At 70.1% G+C, this 15,750-nt stretch carries 13 protein-coding genes; 7 read left to right on the forward strand and 6 right to left on the reverse strand.

Annotated features, from left to right (window positions below):
- The first annotated feature begins 57 nt into the window (after positions 1–57).
- On the forward strand, positions 58–858 hold the full coding sequence (locus AAD496_RS09615; protein ID WP_349828473.1) for a DUF3710 domain-containing protein: 801 nt from the start codon (positions 58–60) through the stop codon (positions 856–858).
- Positions 858–1,217, forward strand: coding sequence for a DNA-binding protein (locus tag AAD496_RS09620; RefSeq protein ID WP_349828474.1), 360 nt, complete (start codon positions 858–860; stop codon positions 1,215–1,217). Before AAD496_RS09615 ends, AAD496_RS09620 begins: the two co-directional genes overlap by 1 nt.
- A gap of 110 nt (positions 1,218–1,327) precedes the next feature.
- Here the strand turns inward: AAD496_RS09620 and AAD496_RS09625 are convergent, their stop codons facing one another.
- On the reverse strand, positions 1,328–1,984 hold the full coding sequence (locus AAD496_RS09625) for a potassium channel family protein (RefSeq protein ID WP_349828476.1): 657 nt from the start codon (positions 1,982–1,984) through the stop codon (positions 1,328–1,330).
- Positions 1,985–1,994: 10 nt separating this feature from the next.
- Positions 1,995–2,693, reverse strand: a complete 699-nt coding sequence (locus AAD496_RS09630; protein WP_349828477.1) for a potassium channel family protein — start codon at positions 2,691–2,693, stop codon at positions 1,995–1,997.
- 78 nt (positions 2,694–2,771) lie between these two features.
- Between AAD496_RS09630 and AAD496_RS09635 the strand changes: the two genes are divergently transcribed.
- Both AAD496_RS09635 and AAD496_RS09640 read left to right on the forward strand, forming a co-directional pair.
- A complete protein-coding gene (locus tag AAD496_RS09635) occupies positions 2,772–4,793 on the forward strand; it encodes an APC family permease (RefSeq protein ID WP_349828478.1) in 2,022 nt (673 codons plus the stop codon).
- On the forward strand, positions 4,793–6,184 hold the full coding sequence (locus tag AAD496_RS09640) for a class I SAM-dependent RNA methyltransferase (protein ID WP_349828480.1): 1,392 nt from the start codon (positions 4,793–4,795) through the stop codon (positions 6,182–6,184). The genes AAD496_RS09635 and AAD496_RS09640 overlap by 1 nt, the downstream gene beginning before the upstream one ends.
- A 78-nt stretch (positions 6,185–6,262) precedes the next feature.
- On the opposite strand, the gene AAD496_RS09645 is transcribed toward AAD496_RS09640, so the two are convergent.
- Entirely contained in the window at positions 6,263–6,460 is a 198-nt protein-coding gene (locus AAD496_RS09645; RefSeq protein WP_349828481.1) for a hypothetical protein, read from the reverse strand.
- A gap of 281 nt (positions 6,461–6,741) precedes the next feature.
- Here AAD496_RS09645 and acnA point away from each other — a divergent pair, with 281 nt between their 5' ends.
- Complete coding sequence (gene acnA, locus AAD496_RS09650) at positions 6,742–9,432, forward strand: aconitate hydratase AcnA (RefSeq protein ID WP_349828482.1); 2,691 nt, start codon at positions 6,742–6,744, stop codon at positions 9,430–9,432.
- Positions 9,433–9,553: 121 nt separating this feature from the next.
- On the opposite strand, the gene AAD496_RS09655 is transcribed toward acnA, so the two are convergent.
- On the reverse strand, positions 9,554–10,444 hold the full coding sequence (locus AAD496_RS09655; protein WP_349828484.1) for an MBL fold metallo-hydrolase: 891 nt from the start codon (positions 10,442–10,444) through the stop codon (positions 9,554–9,556).
- Positions 10,445–10,665: 221 nt separating this feature from the next.
- Between AAD496_RS09655 and dxs the strand changes: the two genes are divergently transcribed.
- Positions 10,666–12,633, forward strand: coding sequence for a 1-deoxy-D-xylulose-5-phosphate synthase (gene dxs / locus AAD496_RS09660; RefSeq protein WP_349828485.1), 1,968 nt, complete (start codon positions 10,666–10,668; stop codon positions 12,631–12,633).
- A 45-nt stretch (positions 12,634–12,678) separates the two neighbouring features.
- Here the strand turns inward: dxs and AAD496_RS09665 are convergent, their stop codons facing one another.
- Complete coding sequence (locus AAD496_RS09665) at positions 12,679–13,887, reverse strand: HRDC domain-containing protein (RefSeq protein ID WP_349828487.1); 1,209 nt, start codon at positions 13,885–13,887, stop codon at positions 12,679–12,681.
- A gap of 1 nt (position 13,888) precedes the next feature.
- Positions 13,889–14,503 carry a DUF3000 domain-containing protein gene (locus AAD496_RS09670; RefSeq protein ID WP_349828489.1) on the reverse strand — a complete coding sequence of 205 codons (615 nt, stop codon included), beginning with the start codon at positions 14,501–14,503 and terminating at the stop codon, positions 13,889–13,891.
- Positions 14,504–14,647: 144 nt separating this feature from the next.
- Here AAD496_RS09670 and hemE point away from each other — a divergent pair, with 144 nt between their 5' ends.
- Positions 14,648–15,694, forward strand: coding sequence for a uroporphyrinogen decarboxylase (gene hemE / locus AAD496_RS09675; RefSeq protein WP_349828490.1), 1,047 nt, complete (start codon positions 14,648–14,650; stop codon positions 15,692–15,694).
- The last annotated feature ends 56 nt before the right edge of the window (positions 15,695–15,750 follow it).

Genomic DNA, 15,750 nt, shown 5'->3' on the forward strand with positions numbered 1-15,750 from the left:
GCAGGCGCCTACACTGGGCACGGCCCGGCCAGACACGTCACACGAGCAAAGGACGACATGGGACTCTTCAGCTTCCTCGGGAAGAAGAACGCACCGCAGCCCGGTGCGACCGACGACGACCGGGACCTGCCGGTCGACGCGGAGGGTCCCGAGGACACCGGTGACGGGTTCGAGGACGACGTCGACGAGGACCTCGTCGAGAAGTCGGCCCCGGCCGACCGGACCGAGGCCGGTCCCTTCGACGAGGACGACGAGATCCCCGCGGCCGACCGTGTCGACCTCGGGTCCCTGCGGGTGCCCGTGAAGAACGGCATGCAGGTGCGCCTGGACGTCAAGGACAAGACGAAGAAGATCGTCGCCGTCACGCTCGTGCTCGAGGGCGGCTCGGTCCAGCTCTCGGCCTTCGCGGCCCCGAAGTCCGAGGGCCTGTGGGAGACCGTGCGGACCCAGATCGCGGAGAACACGACGAAGAACGGCGGCCAGGTTGCCGATCTCTACTCCGACCTCGGCCGGGAACTGCTCACCAAGACCCCCGTGAAGCTGCCGGACGGCCGCGTGGGCCTCAAGCTCACCCGGTTCGCCGGTGTCGACGGCCCCCGCTGGTTCCTCCGTGCGGTCTACGGCGGCAAGGCGCTCGGCGACGAGGACCTGCAGAAGAAGCTGCAGGACCTCGTCCGTGGCACCGTCGTCGTCCGTGGCACCGAGGCGATGCCCCCACGTGAGATGTTGCCCCTCCGCGAGCCCAAGGCCGCCCCGGCGGGTTCCGATAAGCAGACGGACGAGGGCGCGCGGGCCGCCGAGCGCTCCGACGACCTCAACCCGTTCGAACGCGGCCCGGAGATCACGGAGGTCCGCTGATGGGACTCCTGGAACGCTTCGCCTCCCGCGATGTCGAGGAGGAGACGGACCTCGGTGCCGTCAGTCGTGTCGAGGGGGCGACCCCGATGGACGCGGTGCGCCCCCGGATGGCCACGAAGGTCGCCGGCGTCATCGTCTCCCTCACCCGTTCCGTGCCCGACGAGGCGCCCCAGCTGTCCGTCGACGTGAGCGACGGCAAGGGCGTCGTCACGGCCCGGTTCCTGGGCCGCCGGGCGATCCCCGGCATCGCGACGGGTCGTGCCCTCGAACTCGACGGCCGGTTCTGCGACGGCTCCGGTGACGACCGTGCCGCCGGCCCCGTCGCCCTCAACCCCTCCTACCGCCTTCTCGGCCGCTGACGACAGGCTTTCCGGTCCGCTGAATCGAGTGTGCGCAGAATGGCGTCGGATACGGTCCGACACGCCATTCTGCGCACACTCGATTCTGTTTCTCTTTAAGGAGACCTGGCTCAGCTGCGGAGGAGGGCGAGCAGCCCGTCGCGGCGCTCCGTGCTGGAGATGAAGAACAGCTCGTCGCCGGACTCGATGAGGTCGTCGGGGTCGGGCGCGAAGGCCTTGCCGTGGCGGACGATGGCGACGAGGACGGTGTCCGGCGGCCATTCGATGGTGCCGGTGCGGCGGCCGAGCACGTCGGCCCCCTCGTGGACGGTGAACTCCATGAGGGTCGCGCGACCCTTCTCCAGATGCATGAGGTTGACGAGGCCGCCGACCTCGACGGCCTCCTCGACGAGCGCGGTCATGAGACGCGGGGTCGACACGGCGACGTCGACGCCCCAGTTGGAGTCGAACAGCCACTCGTTGCGCGGGTTGTTCACCCGGCCCACGGTGCGCGGTACTCCGAACTCCGTCTTCGCCAGCAGGCTGAGGACGAGGTTGACCTTGTCGTCACCGGTCGCGGAGACGACGACGTCGGCCTCCTCCATCCCGGCGTCGCCGAGGTGGTCGAGTTCGACGGCGTCGGCGAGCACCCAGGTGGCCCCGGGCACGAGGTCGCGGCGGATGGCGGCCTTCGAGCGGTCGATGAGGACGATGTCGTGGCCCTTGTCCTTGAGTTCGAGGGCGACGGAGCGGCCCACGGACCCGGCACCGGCGATGACGACCTTCATGCGGCCTCCTTCATGCGTCCTCCTCGGGGGCGAACAGGGCATTGCGGTCCTCGCGGTGGACCGGCATGTCGAGGAGCCGGACGATCTCGTCGACCCGTTCCTTCTCGCACACGACGTGGACCAGGTCCCCGTCCTGGATGATCGTCTCGGGGGTGACCGTCATCGCCTCGCTCATCCGGGTGAGATAGGCGATCCGCGCATCGGCACGGTCCTCGATCTGGGAGATCGGGTGGTCGATCCACTCGGGATTCAGATGTATCTGGGCCAGGGACAGACGGCCGGACGGGTCCCGGTACTCGGTGACCCCTCCCTGCGGCATGAGACGGCGGCGCATCTGTTCTGCGGTCCAGCGGACCGTCGCGACGGTCGGGATCCCCAGTCGTTCGAACACCTGGGCGCGGCGCGGGTCGTAGATCCGGGCGGCGACGTGCTTGACGCCGAAGGTCTCCCGGGCGACGCGCGCGGCAAGGATGTTGGAATTGTCACCACTGGAGACCGCGGCGAAGGCGTAGGCGTCCTCGCAGCGGGCGCGGGCCAGGGCGTCACGGTCGAAGCCGACCCCGGTGACGGTCTTCCCGGAGAAGGCCTTCGTGAGCTTGTGGAAGGCGTCCGGGTCCTGGTCGACGACGGCCACCGAATGGCCCTCCTTGTCGAGCTGCCGGGCGAGCGTGGCGCCCACGCGACCGCAACCCATGATGACGAAGTGCACCTGTGGTGTGTTCCTTTCCCTGCAGGTCAGCGGGTGGTGACCACCCGTGGTCCGGGGCCGGTCCCCTACGATGGGCCCGTGGCTACCAGTATCTCCGATGCAGTCAGAAGACTACTCGTCGGACGGCCCTTCCGCAGCGACCACTACCGCACGGAGGCGCTGCCGAAGCGGACGGCGATGCCCGTCTTCGCCTCGGACATGTTGTCCTCGGTCGCCTATGCGCCCGACGAGATCCTCCTGTCCCTGGCCGCCTCGGGGCTCGTGGCCCTCACGGTGTCGCCGTGGGTGGGACTCGCCGTCGGGGTCGTCATCCTCGTCGTCGTCCTCTGTTACCGACTCAACCTGCGCGCCTATCCGGGTGGCGGTGGCGACTACGAGGTGGCCACCAAGAACCTGGGGCGCAAGTTCGGTCTCGGGGCCGCCGCGGCCCTCCTCGTCGACTACGTGCTCACGCTCGCCGTCTCGACCACCGTCTTCGCCGGGTACATCGGTGCCGCGTTCCCGGTGCTCGCACCCCACCGGACCTGGGTCGCGGTCGTCGGCATCGTCCTCGTCATGCTCGTGGGTCTGCGCGGATCGTTCCGCGCCCGAGGCGTCCTGGCCGCCCCGACCTACCTGTTCCTCGCGGCGGTGGTGACCACCGTCGTCGTCGGCACCTTCCGCATCCTCGGCGGCGACGTGCCGGTCGCCGAGACCACCGGCTTCACCGTCGTCCCCGATCCCGGGGCGAACACCCTGCTCGTCGGTCTGGGCGCGGCCTTCATCGTCCTGCGCTCGTTCTCCGCCGGCTCCGTGGCCCTCGCCGGTGCCCACACGGTGGCGACCGCCGTCCCCCGGTTCGCGGCTCCGCGCGGGGTGAACGCCGCCCGGACCCTCGTCCTCACCGGTGGTCTCTCGGCGTTCATGCTCGTCGGGCTCACCTGGCTGGCCCAGCGGGTGGGCGTCGTCTACGTGGCCGACCCCCAGGCCCAGCTCGTCATGCCCGGTGGCGGCGCCGTCGCCGAGGACTACCGTCTTCCCCCGGTGCTCGCCCAGTTGTCCGAGGCGGTCTTCTCCGGGGCGCCCCTCGTCTCCTTCCTCGTCCTCCTCGTCACCGCGCTCGTCCTCCTCGTCGCCGCGAACACCGCGATCGAGGGGTTCCCGGGACTCGCGTCCCGGCTCGCCCGTGACAGCTTCCTGCCCCATCAGCTCGCCACCCGCGGTGACCGGATGACCTTCACGAACGGCATCCTGTTGCTCGCGGCGGCCGCCGCGGTCCTTGTCGTCGGCTTCGAGGCCCGGGCACCGGAGCTCATCCAGCTCTACCTCGTCGGGGTGTTCGTCGCCTTCATGCTCGGACAGCTGGGCATGATGAAGCACTGGCGGGCCAGGATCCGCCGGATGGTCGCCTCGCCCACCCGCCTGCGCATGCGGGTCAACCTCGTCGTCAACACCGTCGGGTTCGTCATCGCGCTCGTGGTCCTCGGTGTGGCGGTCGTGACGAAGTTCCTGTCCGGTGCCTGGCTGGCCCTGGCCGCGATGGTCGTCCTCTACCTCGGGATGGGCCTCATCCACCGGCACTACACCCGCGTCGAGCGGGAGTTGGCCCCCGAGGAGGACGAGTCGGAACGTCGCGCCCTGCCCTCGAACGTCCACGCGGTCGTCGTCGTCACCGATGTCCACAAGCCGACTCTGCGGGCCATCTCCTTCGCCCGTGCCGCCCGCCCCACCTTCCTCCAGGCGGTGAGTGTCGCCGTCGACGAGGACGCCGCGGACTCCCTGCAGAAGGACTGGGACGACCTGCGCATGCCGGTCCCGCTCACGGTGCTCGCCTCGCCCTACCGGGAACTCGTGCGCCCGATCATGAACCACATCGGCGCGATCCGGCAGAAGTCCCCGCGTGACCTGGTCGTCGTGTACATCCCGCAGTACATCGTCGGACGCTGGTGGGAGAATTGGCTGCACAACCAGACGGTCCTGCGCCTGAAGTCGCGGCTCCTCATCGTGCCGAACGTCGTCGTGGCGACCGTGCCCTGGCGACTGCGTTCCTTCCGCCGCAACCGTGACGCACTCCTGCGCCGCGCCGGCGACATCGACAAGAAAGCACTGGATCACCTCTGATGACACACACCGACCTCGCGATCGACACCCGGCTCACCCTCGACGTGGGGAACGCGGCGGCCGGGGGAGAGGCCGTGGCCCGGGTCGACGGACGGGTGGTCTTCGTCTCCGGTGCCCTGCCGGGCGAGCGGGTGACCGTCCGGGTGACCGAGGTCCGCAAGGCACTCGCCCGCGCCGAGGTCGTCGATGTCCACGAACCCTCTCCCCACCGCGTGGACGACCGCCGGATCGCACTCGGTGCCGCCGGGGTCGGCGGGATGGAGTACGCCCACGTCGACCTGCCCCACAGCCGGGAGCTCAAGGAGGCGGCCGCGGCGGACCAGTTCCGCCGCATCGGTGGCCTCGACCTGACCCCGCGCGTGCTGCCCGCCGCCCACGAGGCGCCCGCCACCGCCGCCGACCCCACCGCCGGTCTCGACTGGCGGACCCGGGTCCAGCTCGCCGTCGACGCCGAGGGCACCGTCGGCATGCACGCCACCGGTTCCCACCGGGTCGTCCCGGTCGAGCTCGTGCCCTTCGCCGTGCCCGAGATCGAGATGCTCGGTCTCCACCACCTCTCCCTGCCCGGGGCCGACCGGCTGGAGATCGCCGTGGCCGCCGACCGGGCCGGCGAGTACGCGAGCGGTGCGGTGATCGTCGACGGCACCCCCGAGGCGGAGTCGCGCACCACACTGCGTCATGCCGTCGAGGCGGCCGGCCCCGGCTGGCACCTGCTCGTCCGCGAGCCGGACCCGTCCCGGAGGCCCCGCCGCGGCGCCCGTCGCGGGCAATCGGCGCGCGGCGGGCGGAACCGGGGCGGCGCGGGGGCCCGGACGGTCCTGCGGCCGGTCCTCGGAGACGGGCTGCTCACGGAGCACGTTGCCGGGATCGACACGCCCTTCCGGGTCCGGGCCGACGGTTTCTGGCAGGTCCACCGGGACGCGGCGCGGGAACTGTCCGCCCGGGTCGTCGAGGAGACCACCGGCGCACGCCGGGTGCTCGACCTCTACTGCGGGGTCGGACTGTTCTCCCTGGCCGTGTCCGGGGCCCACGGCGTGTCGGTGACCGGCATCGAGGGATCGGACGCGGCCATCGAGTCCGCGGAGGTCAACGCGGAGGCCGCGGGAGTACTCGCGGACTTCACCACCGCCCGGATCGAGAAGCTGGAGTCCCTGCCGGAGGCGGACACCGTCGTCCTCGACCCGCCGCGGGCCGGTGCGGGCGCGGCCGTCACCCGGCTGCTCGCGGACTCGGCCGCTGAGAGGATCGTCTACGTCTCCTGCGACGGGGCGACCTTCGCCCGTGACGCGGCGGCACTCGTGGGCTCGGGATTCCGTCTGGAGAAGACCGCGGCGCACGACTACTTCCCGCTCACCGCGCACACGGAGTTCCTCAGCGTCTTCACGCGCTGAGAAGTCTTTACACGCTGAGAAGACCTGCGCCCGGTGTCCGTGGAGGACACCGGGCGCAGGTCTTGTACCGGGGGAGTGTCAGTAGCGGGCGTGGCTCTTGTCCGGCAGCACCGCGACGATGATGAGCGCGATCCATGTGGCGAGGAAGCCCCAGAGGCCCCACCAGAACGTCGAGCGGTTCTTGCCGCGGGCGATCTTCCGGCAGGCCCACAGACAGATGAGGCCGAGCACCAGTGCGCCGAGTCCGAAGCCGGCACCGAGTGTGAAGGGATCCATGGGTTCTCCTGAGAAGGCGTGCGTGGCACGGTGGAGGTCACCGTGCACCTCCCACGTTACGGAGCGCCGGGTCGGCCCGCCAGGGGGAGATCCCCCGGGGGGAGGTACCGGTCGGGCGGGGGTGCTGCTAGGATTTATCTCGACATCAAGATACTTTAGGCAAGGCTTTTCTTGTCTATATGTCTGCGCGCGCGTACGTCGGTGGCCTGTCGGTCGTTCCGGCCGGTGCGGGCAGTCGGATCTGACGAGTATCAACGTGCCAACCAAACAGGAGGCTCACGATGAGCAACGTCGACACCTTCGGGTCGAAGGGCACTCTCGAGGTTTCCGGCAAGTCCTACGAGATCTTCCGCCTAGGCGCGGTCGAAGGCTCGGAGAAGCTGCCGTACGCCCTCAAGGTGCTGCTGGAGAACCTGCTTCGTACCGAGGACGGTGCGAACATCACCGAGGACCACATCAAGGCCCTCGCCAACTGGGATCCCAAGGCGGACCCGGACACCGAGATCCAGTTCACCCCGGCCCGCGTCGTCATGCAGGACTTCACCGGTGTGCCCTGCATCGTCGACCTCGCGACCATGCGTGAGGCCGTCAAGGACCTGGGCGGCGACCCGTCCAAGATCAATCCGCTGGCACCGGCCGAGCTCGTCATCGACCACTCGGTCCAGATCGACGCCTTCGGTTCGGCCGACGCCATGCAGCGCAACATGGACATCGAGTACCAGCGCAACGGCGAGCGGTACCAGTTCCTGCGCTGGGGCCAGACCGCCTTCGACGACTTCAAGGTCGTCCCCCCGGGCATGGGCATCGTCCACCAGGTCAACATCGAGTACCTGGCCCGCACCGTCATGGCCCGTGAGGTCGACGGCGTGCTCCGCGCGTACCCCGACACCCTCGTCGGCACCGACTCCCACACGACCATGGTCAACGGCCTGGGCGTGCTCGGGTGGGGCGTCGGCGGCATCGAGGCCGAGGCCGCGATGCTCGGCCAGCCGGTCTCCATGCTCATCCCGCCGGTCCTCGGCTTCAAGCTCTCCGGTGAGATCCCGGCCGGCGTCACCGCCACCGACGTCGTCCTCACGATCACCGACATGCTGCGCCAGAAGGGCGTCGTCGGTAAGTTCGTCGAGTTCTACGGCGAGGGCGTCGGCTCCGTGCCGCTGGCCAACCGTGCGACGATCGGCAACATGTCGCCGGAGTTCGGTTCGACCGCCGCGATCTTCCCGATCGACGACGTGACGATCGACTACCTGCGTCTCACCGGTCGTTCCCAGGAGCAGATCGACCTCGTCGAGACCTACGCCAAGGAACAGGGCCTCTGGCACGATCCCTCGGTCGAGGTCGAGTACTCCGAGTACCTCGAGCTGGACCTCTCCACGGTCGTTCCGTCGATCTCCGGCCCCAAGCGTCCGCAGGACCGCATCGAGCTGACCGACGCCAAGGACCAGTTCGCCAAGGACATCCACAACTACGCCCAGCCCGGCGAGGAGGCCAAGTCGGTCCCCGTCTCCATGGGTGACGGTCGGGACTTCGAGCTGAAGAACGGTGCGGTGGCGATCGCCTCGATCACCTCGTGCACCAACACCTCGAACCCCTCGGTGATGATGGCCGCCGGCCTCCTGGCCCGCAACGCCCGCAAGAAGGGCTTGAACTCGCAGCCGTGGGTCAAGACCTCCATCGCCCCCGGTTCGAAGGTCGTCACCGAGTACTACGAGAAGGCCGGCCTCATCGAGGACCTCGAGGCGCTCAACTTCTTCGTCGTCGGTTACGGCTGCGCCACCTGCATCGGTAACTCCGGCCCGCTCGAGGACGAGATCTCGAAGACCATCCAGGAGCAGGACCTCTCCGTCACCGCGGTGCTCTCCGGCAACCGCAACTTCGAGGGTCGGATCTCCCCGGACGTGAAGATGAATTACCTCGCGTCCCCGCCGCTGGTCGTCGCCTACGCGCTCGCCGGCACCATGGACTTCGACTTCGAGAACCAGCCGCTGGGCAAGGGCGAGAACGGCGAGGACGTCTTCCTCGCCGACATCTGGCCCTCGCCGGAGGAGATCGAGGAGGTCATCGCCTCGTCGATCGACACCGAGATGTTCACCGGTGAGTACGGCACCATCTTCGACGGTGACGAGCGCTGGCAGCAGATCGACACCCCCGAGGGCAACACCTTCGCGTGGGACGCCGATTCCACCTACGTCCGGAAGCCCACGTACTTCGACGGCATGACCCTCGAGGTGCCGAAGGTCTCCGACATCTCCGGCGCCCGCGTGCTCGCCAAGCTCGGCGACTCGGTCACCACCGACCACATCTCCCCGGCCGGTTCCTTCAAGGCGGACACCCCCGCCGGCAAGTACCTGGTCGAGAACGGTGTGGAGCGCAAGGACTTCAACTCCTACGGTTCCCGCCGCGGTAACCACGAGGTGATGATCCGCGGTACGTTCGCGAACATCCGTCTGCGCAACCAGCTCCTCGACGACGTCCAGGGTGGCTTCACCCGCGACTTCACGCAGGAGGGCGCGCCGCAGACGACCATCTACGACGCGTCGCAGAACTACCAGGCCGCCGGCATCCCGCTCGTCGTCCTCGGCGGCAAGGAGTACGGCTCCGGTTCGTCCCGCGACTGGGCCGCCAAGGGCACCAAGCTCCTGGGCGTGTCCGCCGTCATCGCCGAGTCCTTCGAGCGCATCCACCGCTCGAACCTCATCGGCATGGGCGTCCTGCCGCTGCAGTTCCCCGCCGGTGAGTCCGCGGACTCGCTGGGCCTCGACGGCACCGAGACCTACTCGATCGCCGGTGTCACCGCCCTCAACGAGGGCACCACGCCGAAGACGCTCACGGTCACGGCGGCCAAGGAGGACGGCACCACCGTCGAGTTCGACGCGGTCGTCCGCATCGACACCCCCGGTGAGGCCGACTACTACCGCAACGGCGGCATCCTGCAGTACGTGCTCCGCTCGCTGGTGAACGACACCAAGTGATCCGCACCCCGCCGCGGTGACGTCACCGCGGGGGTGCCGACCGGCCCGTGACCTCGTGAGGTCACGGGCCGGCGTCGTTCCCGCGCCGTTTCCCGCTCGCGAGGCGCCCGCCACCCGCGCATCACATGTGCGGGTGGCGGGCGCCTCGGCGGCTGTGGGGGAGGGAGTGGGAACCTCCGGTGAGGTGGTCGTGGTCTCCGCGGGCCCAGGAGGCATGACGGGCGGCGGAGGTGCGGACCCGGGCGCGGGCGTCGGTGGCGATCGTCCCACCGAAGTTGTCGTAGAGGCGCGCGAAGTCGTGGCGGGAGACGTGGCCGGCGATCCGCTCGGCGACCGCGGCGGACAAGGGGATCCGGTTGGGGTAGGACCACATGAAGGCGAGCGTCTCACCGTCGCGGTTGACGCCGATCGTGTCGCCGGTGAACAGGACCCCGGCGCCGTCCTCGCCGGCCCAGTGGACGGCGGTGCTCCCGGGGAAGTGGCCGCCGGGTTGGGAGGCGACGACTCCCGGGACGAGTTCGACCTCGTCGTCCCAGACGAGGCAGCGGGTGGGCCGGACCGCGAGCCAGTGCTCGTCGGGGGCGGAGACGTACACCGGGGCGTCGTCGAAGGCGGCCGACCACAGGCTCTGGACCGCGTACATGTGCGGGTGGCTGGCGATGATCGCCTGGATCCCTCCCAGGTCGTGGATCGTGGCGACGGCGGCGGGGTGAAAAGCACCGGGCACGTCGATCATGACGTTCCCCGAGCCACTGACGAGGAGGTACGCGCGCTGGCCGATCCCGGGAGCACCACTCGTGTCGATGCGCCAGACCCCGGGCTCGACCTCGTGGAGGGAGACGTCCCCGTCGAAGTCGTCCGGGTCGGCCCACAGTTGGCGGCCGTCGGGGCGCAGGTACTGACGTTCGTCGGCACAGATCGGGCAGACGTCCGGCAGTGCGGCGGCCGGGTACTCGACCCCGCAGGTCCGGCACTGGAGTACCCGTCCGGTCGATCCGTCGGTGTGGTGCATGGTCCGGCCTCCGTCCTCGTGGGATACGCGTGGTCCCACGAGAGTAGGCCCGAGGTGTCCGCACGTGAAGGTGCGCTCCGCTCGGCCACCGTGACATGACCGGCACATGGCCAGGTCACGACCGCCGGGTGACCGCCAAGTGACGGGAGCGTGACGGACGGAATACGTGCGGGCGCGCCGGTGCATCAGTCCTCTCCCAGTTGTCTGCGTAGGATGGAAGGATGAGTTTCCTCGAGAACGTCTCCGGGCCCGCGGACGTCCGGGCCCTGGATGCTGCCGAGTGCCAGGTCCTGGTCAAGGAGATCCGGGAGCATCTCATCTCGACGGTGAGCGCCACCGGTGGACACCTGGGCCCCAACCTGGGGGTCGTCGAACTCACGACGGCCATCCACCGCGTCTACGACTCACCCCGGGACGTCGTCCTCTTCGACGTCGGGCACCAGTCCTACGTGCACAAGATCCTCACCGGCCGGGCCGGACGGTTCGAGAACCTCCGCGCCCGGGACGGCCTCTCCGGGTACCCGAGTCGGGCCGAGAGCGAGCACGACGTCATCGAGAACTCGCACGCCTCCGTCGCCCTGTCCTGGGCCGACGGCATCAGCAAGGCCCACGCCCTGCGCGGCGAGACCGACCGGCACGTGATCGTCGTCATCGGCGACGGCGCCCTCACCGGCGGCCAGGCCTGGGAGGCGCTCAACAACATCGCCGCCGAGGCGCACCGTTCCGAACGCAATCTCGTCATCGTCGTCAACGACAACGGCCGGTCCTACGCGCCGACCGTCGGCGGGTTCGCCCAGCACCTCGACTCGCTCAAGGCGAGCTCCGACTACGAACGCCTGCTCAGCTGGGGCAAGGAACGCCTGGAACAGGGCGGAGCGCCCGGCCGCGCGGTCTACACCGCCCTCCACGGAGTCAAGCGTGGGCTCAAGGACATGGTCGCGAACTCCGTCGACGGCGCCAGCCCGCAACGCTCGGGCCTGGGCATGTTCGACGAGATGGGGCTCAAGTACCTGGGCCCGGTCGACGGCCACGACCTCGAGGCGATGGAGTTGGCCCTCCAGCGGGCCAAGAACTACGACCAGGGCCCCGTCGTCGTCCACGCGATCACCGAGAAGGGCCACGGTTACGCCCCGGCGGTCCACGACGAGGACGACCAGTTCCACGCCGTCGGCGTCATCGATCCGGCCACCGGCAAGGCCAAGCCCTCGGGCAAGCAGTCCTGGACCTCCGTGTTCGGTGACGAGATCCTGCGGGTCGGCCGGGAACGTGACGACCTCGTGGCGATCACCGCGGCCATGCTCATCCCGGTCGGACTCAAGAAGTTCCAGGAGGAGTTCCCCGAGCGCGTCTTCGACGTCGGGATCGCCGAGCAGCACGCCGTAGCGAGTGCCGCCGGTCTGTCCTACGGTGGCCTCCACCCGGTCGTGTGTCTCTACGCGACCTTCATGAACCGGGCCTTCGACCAGTTGCTCATGGACGTCGCGCTCCACCGGCAGGGCGTCACCTTCGTCCTCGACCGCGCCGGCGTCACCGGCCCGGACGGTGCGAGCCACCACGGGATCTGGGACATGGCGCTCCTCCAGATCGTCCCCGGTCTGCAGCTCGCCGCGCCCCGTGACGCCGCTCGTCTCGTCGAGGAGTTCGACGAGGCCGTCGAGGTCTCCGACGCCCCCACCGTCGTCCGCTTCTCCCGCGGCCACGTCGGCCCCGAGGTCCCCGCCCTGCGCCGGACCGCCGACGGGGTCGACGTGCTCGCCGAGGCGCCCGCGGGCCTGGGGGACGACGTCCTCATCGTCTCCGTCGGGGCCCTGGCCGACCGTGCGCTCGAGGTCGCCGATCGCCTGGCCGTTACCGGGATCGGGGCGACCGTCGTCGACCCGCGGTGGGTGCTGCCCGTCCCGGACTCCGTCATCGTGACCGGTGCCGACCACTCGCTCGTCGCCGTCATCGAGGACGGTGTACGGATCGGCGGGATCGGATCCCAGATCCGCCAGGACCTCCGGGAGTCGGGAGACCGGACGGGTGTCGTCGAACTCGGCGTGCCCGACGAGTTCCTGCCGCACGGCACCCGCGACGAGATCCTGGAGTACGCCGGTCTCGACGTCGACTCGATGGTCGCCCGGATCCTCGAGATCCTGCCGGCCGACGTCGCGCGGAAAGCCGACCTGGGGAAAGCCCGGACAGCCTGAGGCGTGACTCCGAGGTGGGGTGCCGGGGCGCGGGCGGCGTCTGACTCAGCGCTCCAGCGCCTCGACAGCGCGGGCGATGGGACCGGACACCCGCTCGGCCTGCCAGGGCCGGGCGCCTTCCGTCCGGAGGAACCGCGAGACGTCCGAGGGACGGCCGACGTTCGTCCGCGCCGCCAGGCGCTTGAGAAGCGAGGGGGTCAGGAGGACGTCGTGGGCGAGTCCCAGGTCCTCGGCGACCCCGGCGACCGCCGCCTTCATGACCTCCAGGCGGTCCCGGGCGGTGTTCCGGTCGACCTGCGGGCGGGGATCGGAATCGGGGGAACGCTTGGGCGGCAGGTCGGTCTCCGGCAGGGCGTCGGCGTGCTTGATCGCCATGAACACCCGGCGTCGCCCGGCCGCGGACAGGGACCGCCCGGCATGGGTCTGGCGCAGGTCGTCGGGGGAGGAGATCCGCAGACCCACGAGTTCGACCATGTCACGGTCCCGGATGAGCTTCGAGGGGGCGACGTCCCGGGCCCGTGCGGTCTCGTCCCGCAGCTGCCAGACCTCCCGGAGGCGGCCGAGCACCCGGCGGGAACGGATCTTGCCCATCCCGGCGGTCCGTCGCCACGGGTCGGTGTAGGTCCGCGGTTCGAAGTCGAGGAGGGCGTCGAACTCCTGCTGGGCCCACTCGCCGCGGCCGGCGTCGAGGAGCATCTCCTGCATGATGTCGGCGACCTCGATGAGCACCTCGACGTCGAGCGCGGCGTACTCGACCCAGGCTGGGTCGAGGGGACGCTGCGACCAGTCGACGTGCGAGTGCTCCTTCGCCAACCGCAGCCCGAGGGTCCGTGCCACGACCGCGGCGAGTCCGAACCGCTCCCACCCGAGCAGGCGGGCGGCGACCTCGGTGTCGAACAGGGCGTCGGGGTGCATGCCGCGCTCCGCCAGGCAGGGGAGGTCCTGGGTGGCGGCGTGGAGGATCCATTCGGTCCCGCGGAGCGCCTCGTCGAGGAGGGAGAGGTCGGGCAGCGCCTCGGGGTCGACGAGGACGATCCCGGCGCCCTCCCGTTTGAGCTGCACGAGCATGGCGCGGTGGCCGTAGCGGATGCCGGAGGCCCGTTCGGCGTCGACGGCGACCGGCCCGGTGCCGTTCTCCAGGCGTTTGGCGGCGACCCGCAGGCGGGGCACGGTGTCGACGACCTCGGGCAGGCCGCCGGCGGGGGAGGCGAGCAGGGGGAGGTCGGCGTCCTCGGGTGCGACGGTACTGCTCATCTCAGCGCCGCCGTCCCGGGAGGGCGATGACACCCTCCGGCAGGGGCGGCAGGCCGGCGACGGTGGCCAGCAGATCGGTCCAGGCGCGCACGTGTTCTCCGATCTCGTGGGGGTCCTCGACGACGGGCGTCCACGAGGCGCGGAGTTCGAGGTCGATGGTGGCGCGGCGGTCGGCGAGCGTGCCGAAGCTCTCGGCGAGCACCCGGGTGGTCGTGCCCCCGGCGCCGCGGACCTCGCAGCCGTGCTTCTCCAGGGCCTCCTCCAGCCACGACCACGCGACGGTGCCGAGCATCGCCTCGTTGCCGAGTTCTCGCTCCAGCTCGGCCCGGATGTAGCTGACGACCCGGAACTCGCCGTCCCACTCGGCCGGGCGGGCGGGGTCGTAGAGGACGACGACGCGTCCGGTCGCGAGTTCCTCGATGTCCTCCCCGCTGTGAGCGAGGAAGGTGGGGTCGGCACGGACCTCCGCGCCGAGCGCGATCGCGTAGGGGGCCAACTTGCCCGGGGCCGGGATCTCCTGCACGGACAGGTGCGAGGTGCCCTGCGCGGTGCGCAGGACCTCGCACACGGCCGCGAAGGGCTCGGGGATCCGGGTGAGCGGTGATGGAGCTGCCACGGGTACAACCTTAGGACTTCATGAGTGTTCCCCGCGTCCTCCCACGCCGAGGTGCGCCACCCTTCGGTCGGATGTGCGGCGTCTCACTCCCGGCTCCCACACCGCGCGTCGCATCCCCGTGCGCGGTGGTGAGAAGATGAGGCCATGGCTTCGACTCTCGTACGTGCTGCCCTCTCGCAGCCGGTGGAACACACGCCCGTCTGGTTCATGCGGCAGGCAGGGCGCTCCCTGCCGGAGTACCGCGAACTCCGGCAGGGCACCGCGATGCTCGAGGCCTGCCGGACACCGGACCTCGTCACCGAGATCACCCTGCAGCCGGTCCGCCGCCACGGGGTCGACGCCGCGATCTTCTTCTCCGACATCGTCGTGCCCCTCCAGGCCGCCGGCGTCGACGTGACGATCGAGCCCGGTGTCGGACCGGTCATCGCCGAACCCGTGCGGACCCGCACCGACCTCGACCGGCTGCCGGAACTGACCGCGGACATGATCCCCGACATCACCGAGTCGGTCACCCGCCTCACCCGGGAACTCGGGGACACCCCGCTCATCGGTTTCGCCGGTGCCCCCTTCACGCTCGCCTCGTACCTCATCGAGGGTGGCCCGTCGAAGAACCACGAGCGCACGAAGGCCATGATGCTCGGCGACCCCGAGCTCTTCCGCGACCTGCTCGCCCGCCTGGCCGACATCTCCGCGGAGTTCATCCGCGTCCAGCTCGCCGCCGGTGCGCGGGCCTTCCAGCTCTTCGACTCCTGGGCCGGCTACCTGTCCCCGGGTGACTACCGGACCCACGTGCTCCCGCACTCCACCCGGATCTTCGAACAACTGCGGACCGAAGGTGTGCCCGCCTTCCACTTCGGCGTGCAGACCGGTGAGCTGTTGAGCGACATGGCCACCGCCGGGTCCGACGTCATGGGCGTGGACTTCCGCGTCGACCTCGCCGCCGCCTCCCGCCGTGTCAGCCCCGGGCAGGCGCTCCAGGGCAACCTCGACCCGGCCATGCTCTTCGCACCCTGGGAGGTCCTGCGGCCGCGCGTCGAGGCGATCGTCCGCGCGGGCCTCGACCACGGCGGTTTCGTCTTCAACCTCGGCCACGGCGTCCTGCCGACCACAGACCCGGCCGTCCCCGGCCTCGTCGTCGAGGAGGTCCACCGGGTCTCCCGCGCCGTCCTCGCCGAACGTGCGAGTGTCTGAGCACCACTGACGCCGTCGAGGCGCCCTGTACCCGGTCCCGGGTCGTGTCCGATACC

The organism is Brevibacterium litoralis (assembly GCF_040212315.1).
Taxonomy (GTDB): Bacteria; Actinomycetota; Actinomycetes; order Actinomycetales; family Brevibacteriaceae; genus Brevibacterium; species Brevibacterium litoralis.

Bases quoted from the DNA above. Each gene is read 5' to 3' on its own strand.
- hemE (WP_349828490.1), top strand. From the start codon at position 14,648: ATGGCTTCGACTCTCGTACGTGCTGCCCTCTCGCAGCCGGTGGAACAC.
- AAD496_RS09640 (WP_349828480.1), top strand. From the start codon at position 4,793: ATGACACACACCGACCTCGCGATCGACACCCGGCTCACCCTCGACGTG.
- AAD496_RS09615 (WP_349828473.1), top strand. From the start codon at position 58: ATGGGACTCTTCAGCTTCCTCGGGAAGAAGAACGCACCGCAGCCCGGT.
- AAD496_RS09620 (WP_349828474.1), top strand. From the start codon at position 858: ATGGGACTCCTGGAACGCTTCGCCTCCCGCGATGTCGAGGAGGAGACG.
- dxs (WP_349828485.1), top strand. From the start codon at position 10,666: ATGAGTTTCCTCGAGAACGTCTCCGGGCCCGCGGACGTCCGGGCCCTG.
- AAD496_RS09655 (WP_349828484.1), bottom strand. From the start codon at position 10,444: ATGCACCACACCGACGGATCGACCGGACGGGTACTCCAGTGCCGGACC.
- AAD496_RS09625 (WP_349828476.1), bottom strand. From the start codon at position 1,984: ATGAAGGTCGTCATCGCCGGTGCCGGGTCCGTGGGCCGCTCCGTCGCC.
- AAD496_RS09665 (WP_349828487.1), bottom strand. From the start codon at position 13,887: ATGAGCAGTACCGTCGCACCCGAGGACGCCGACCTCCCCCTGCTCGCC.
- AAD496_RS09645 (WP_349828481.1), bottom strand. From the start codon at position 6,460: ATGGATCCCTTCACACTCGGTGCCGGCTTCGGACTCGGCGCACTGGTG.
- acnA (WP_349828482.1), top strand. From the start codon at position 6,742: ATGAGCAACGTCGACACCTTCGGGTCGAAGGGCACTCTCGAGGTTTCC.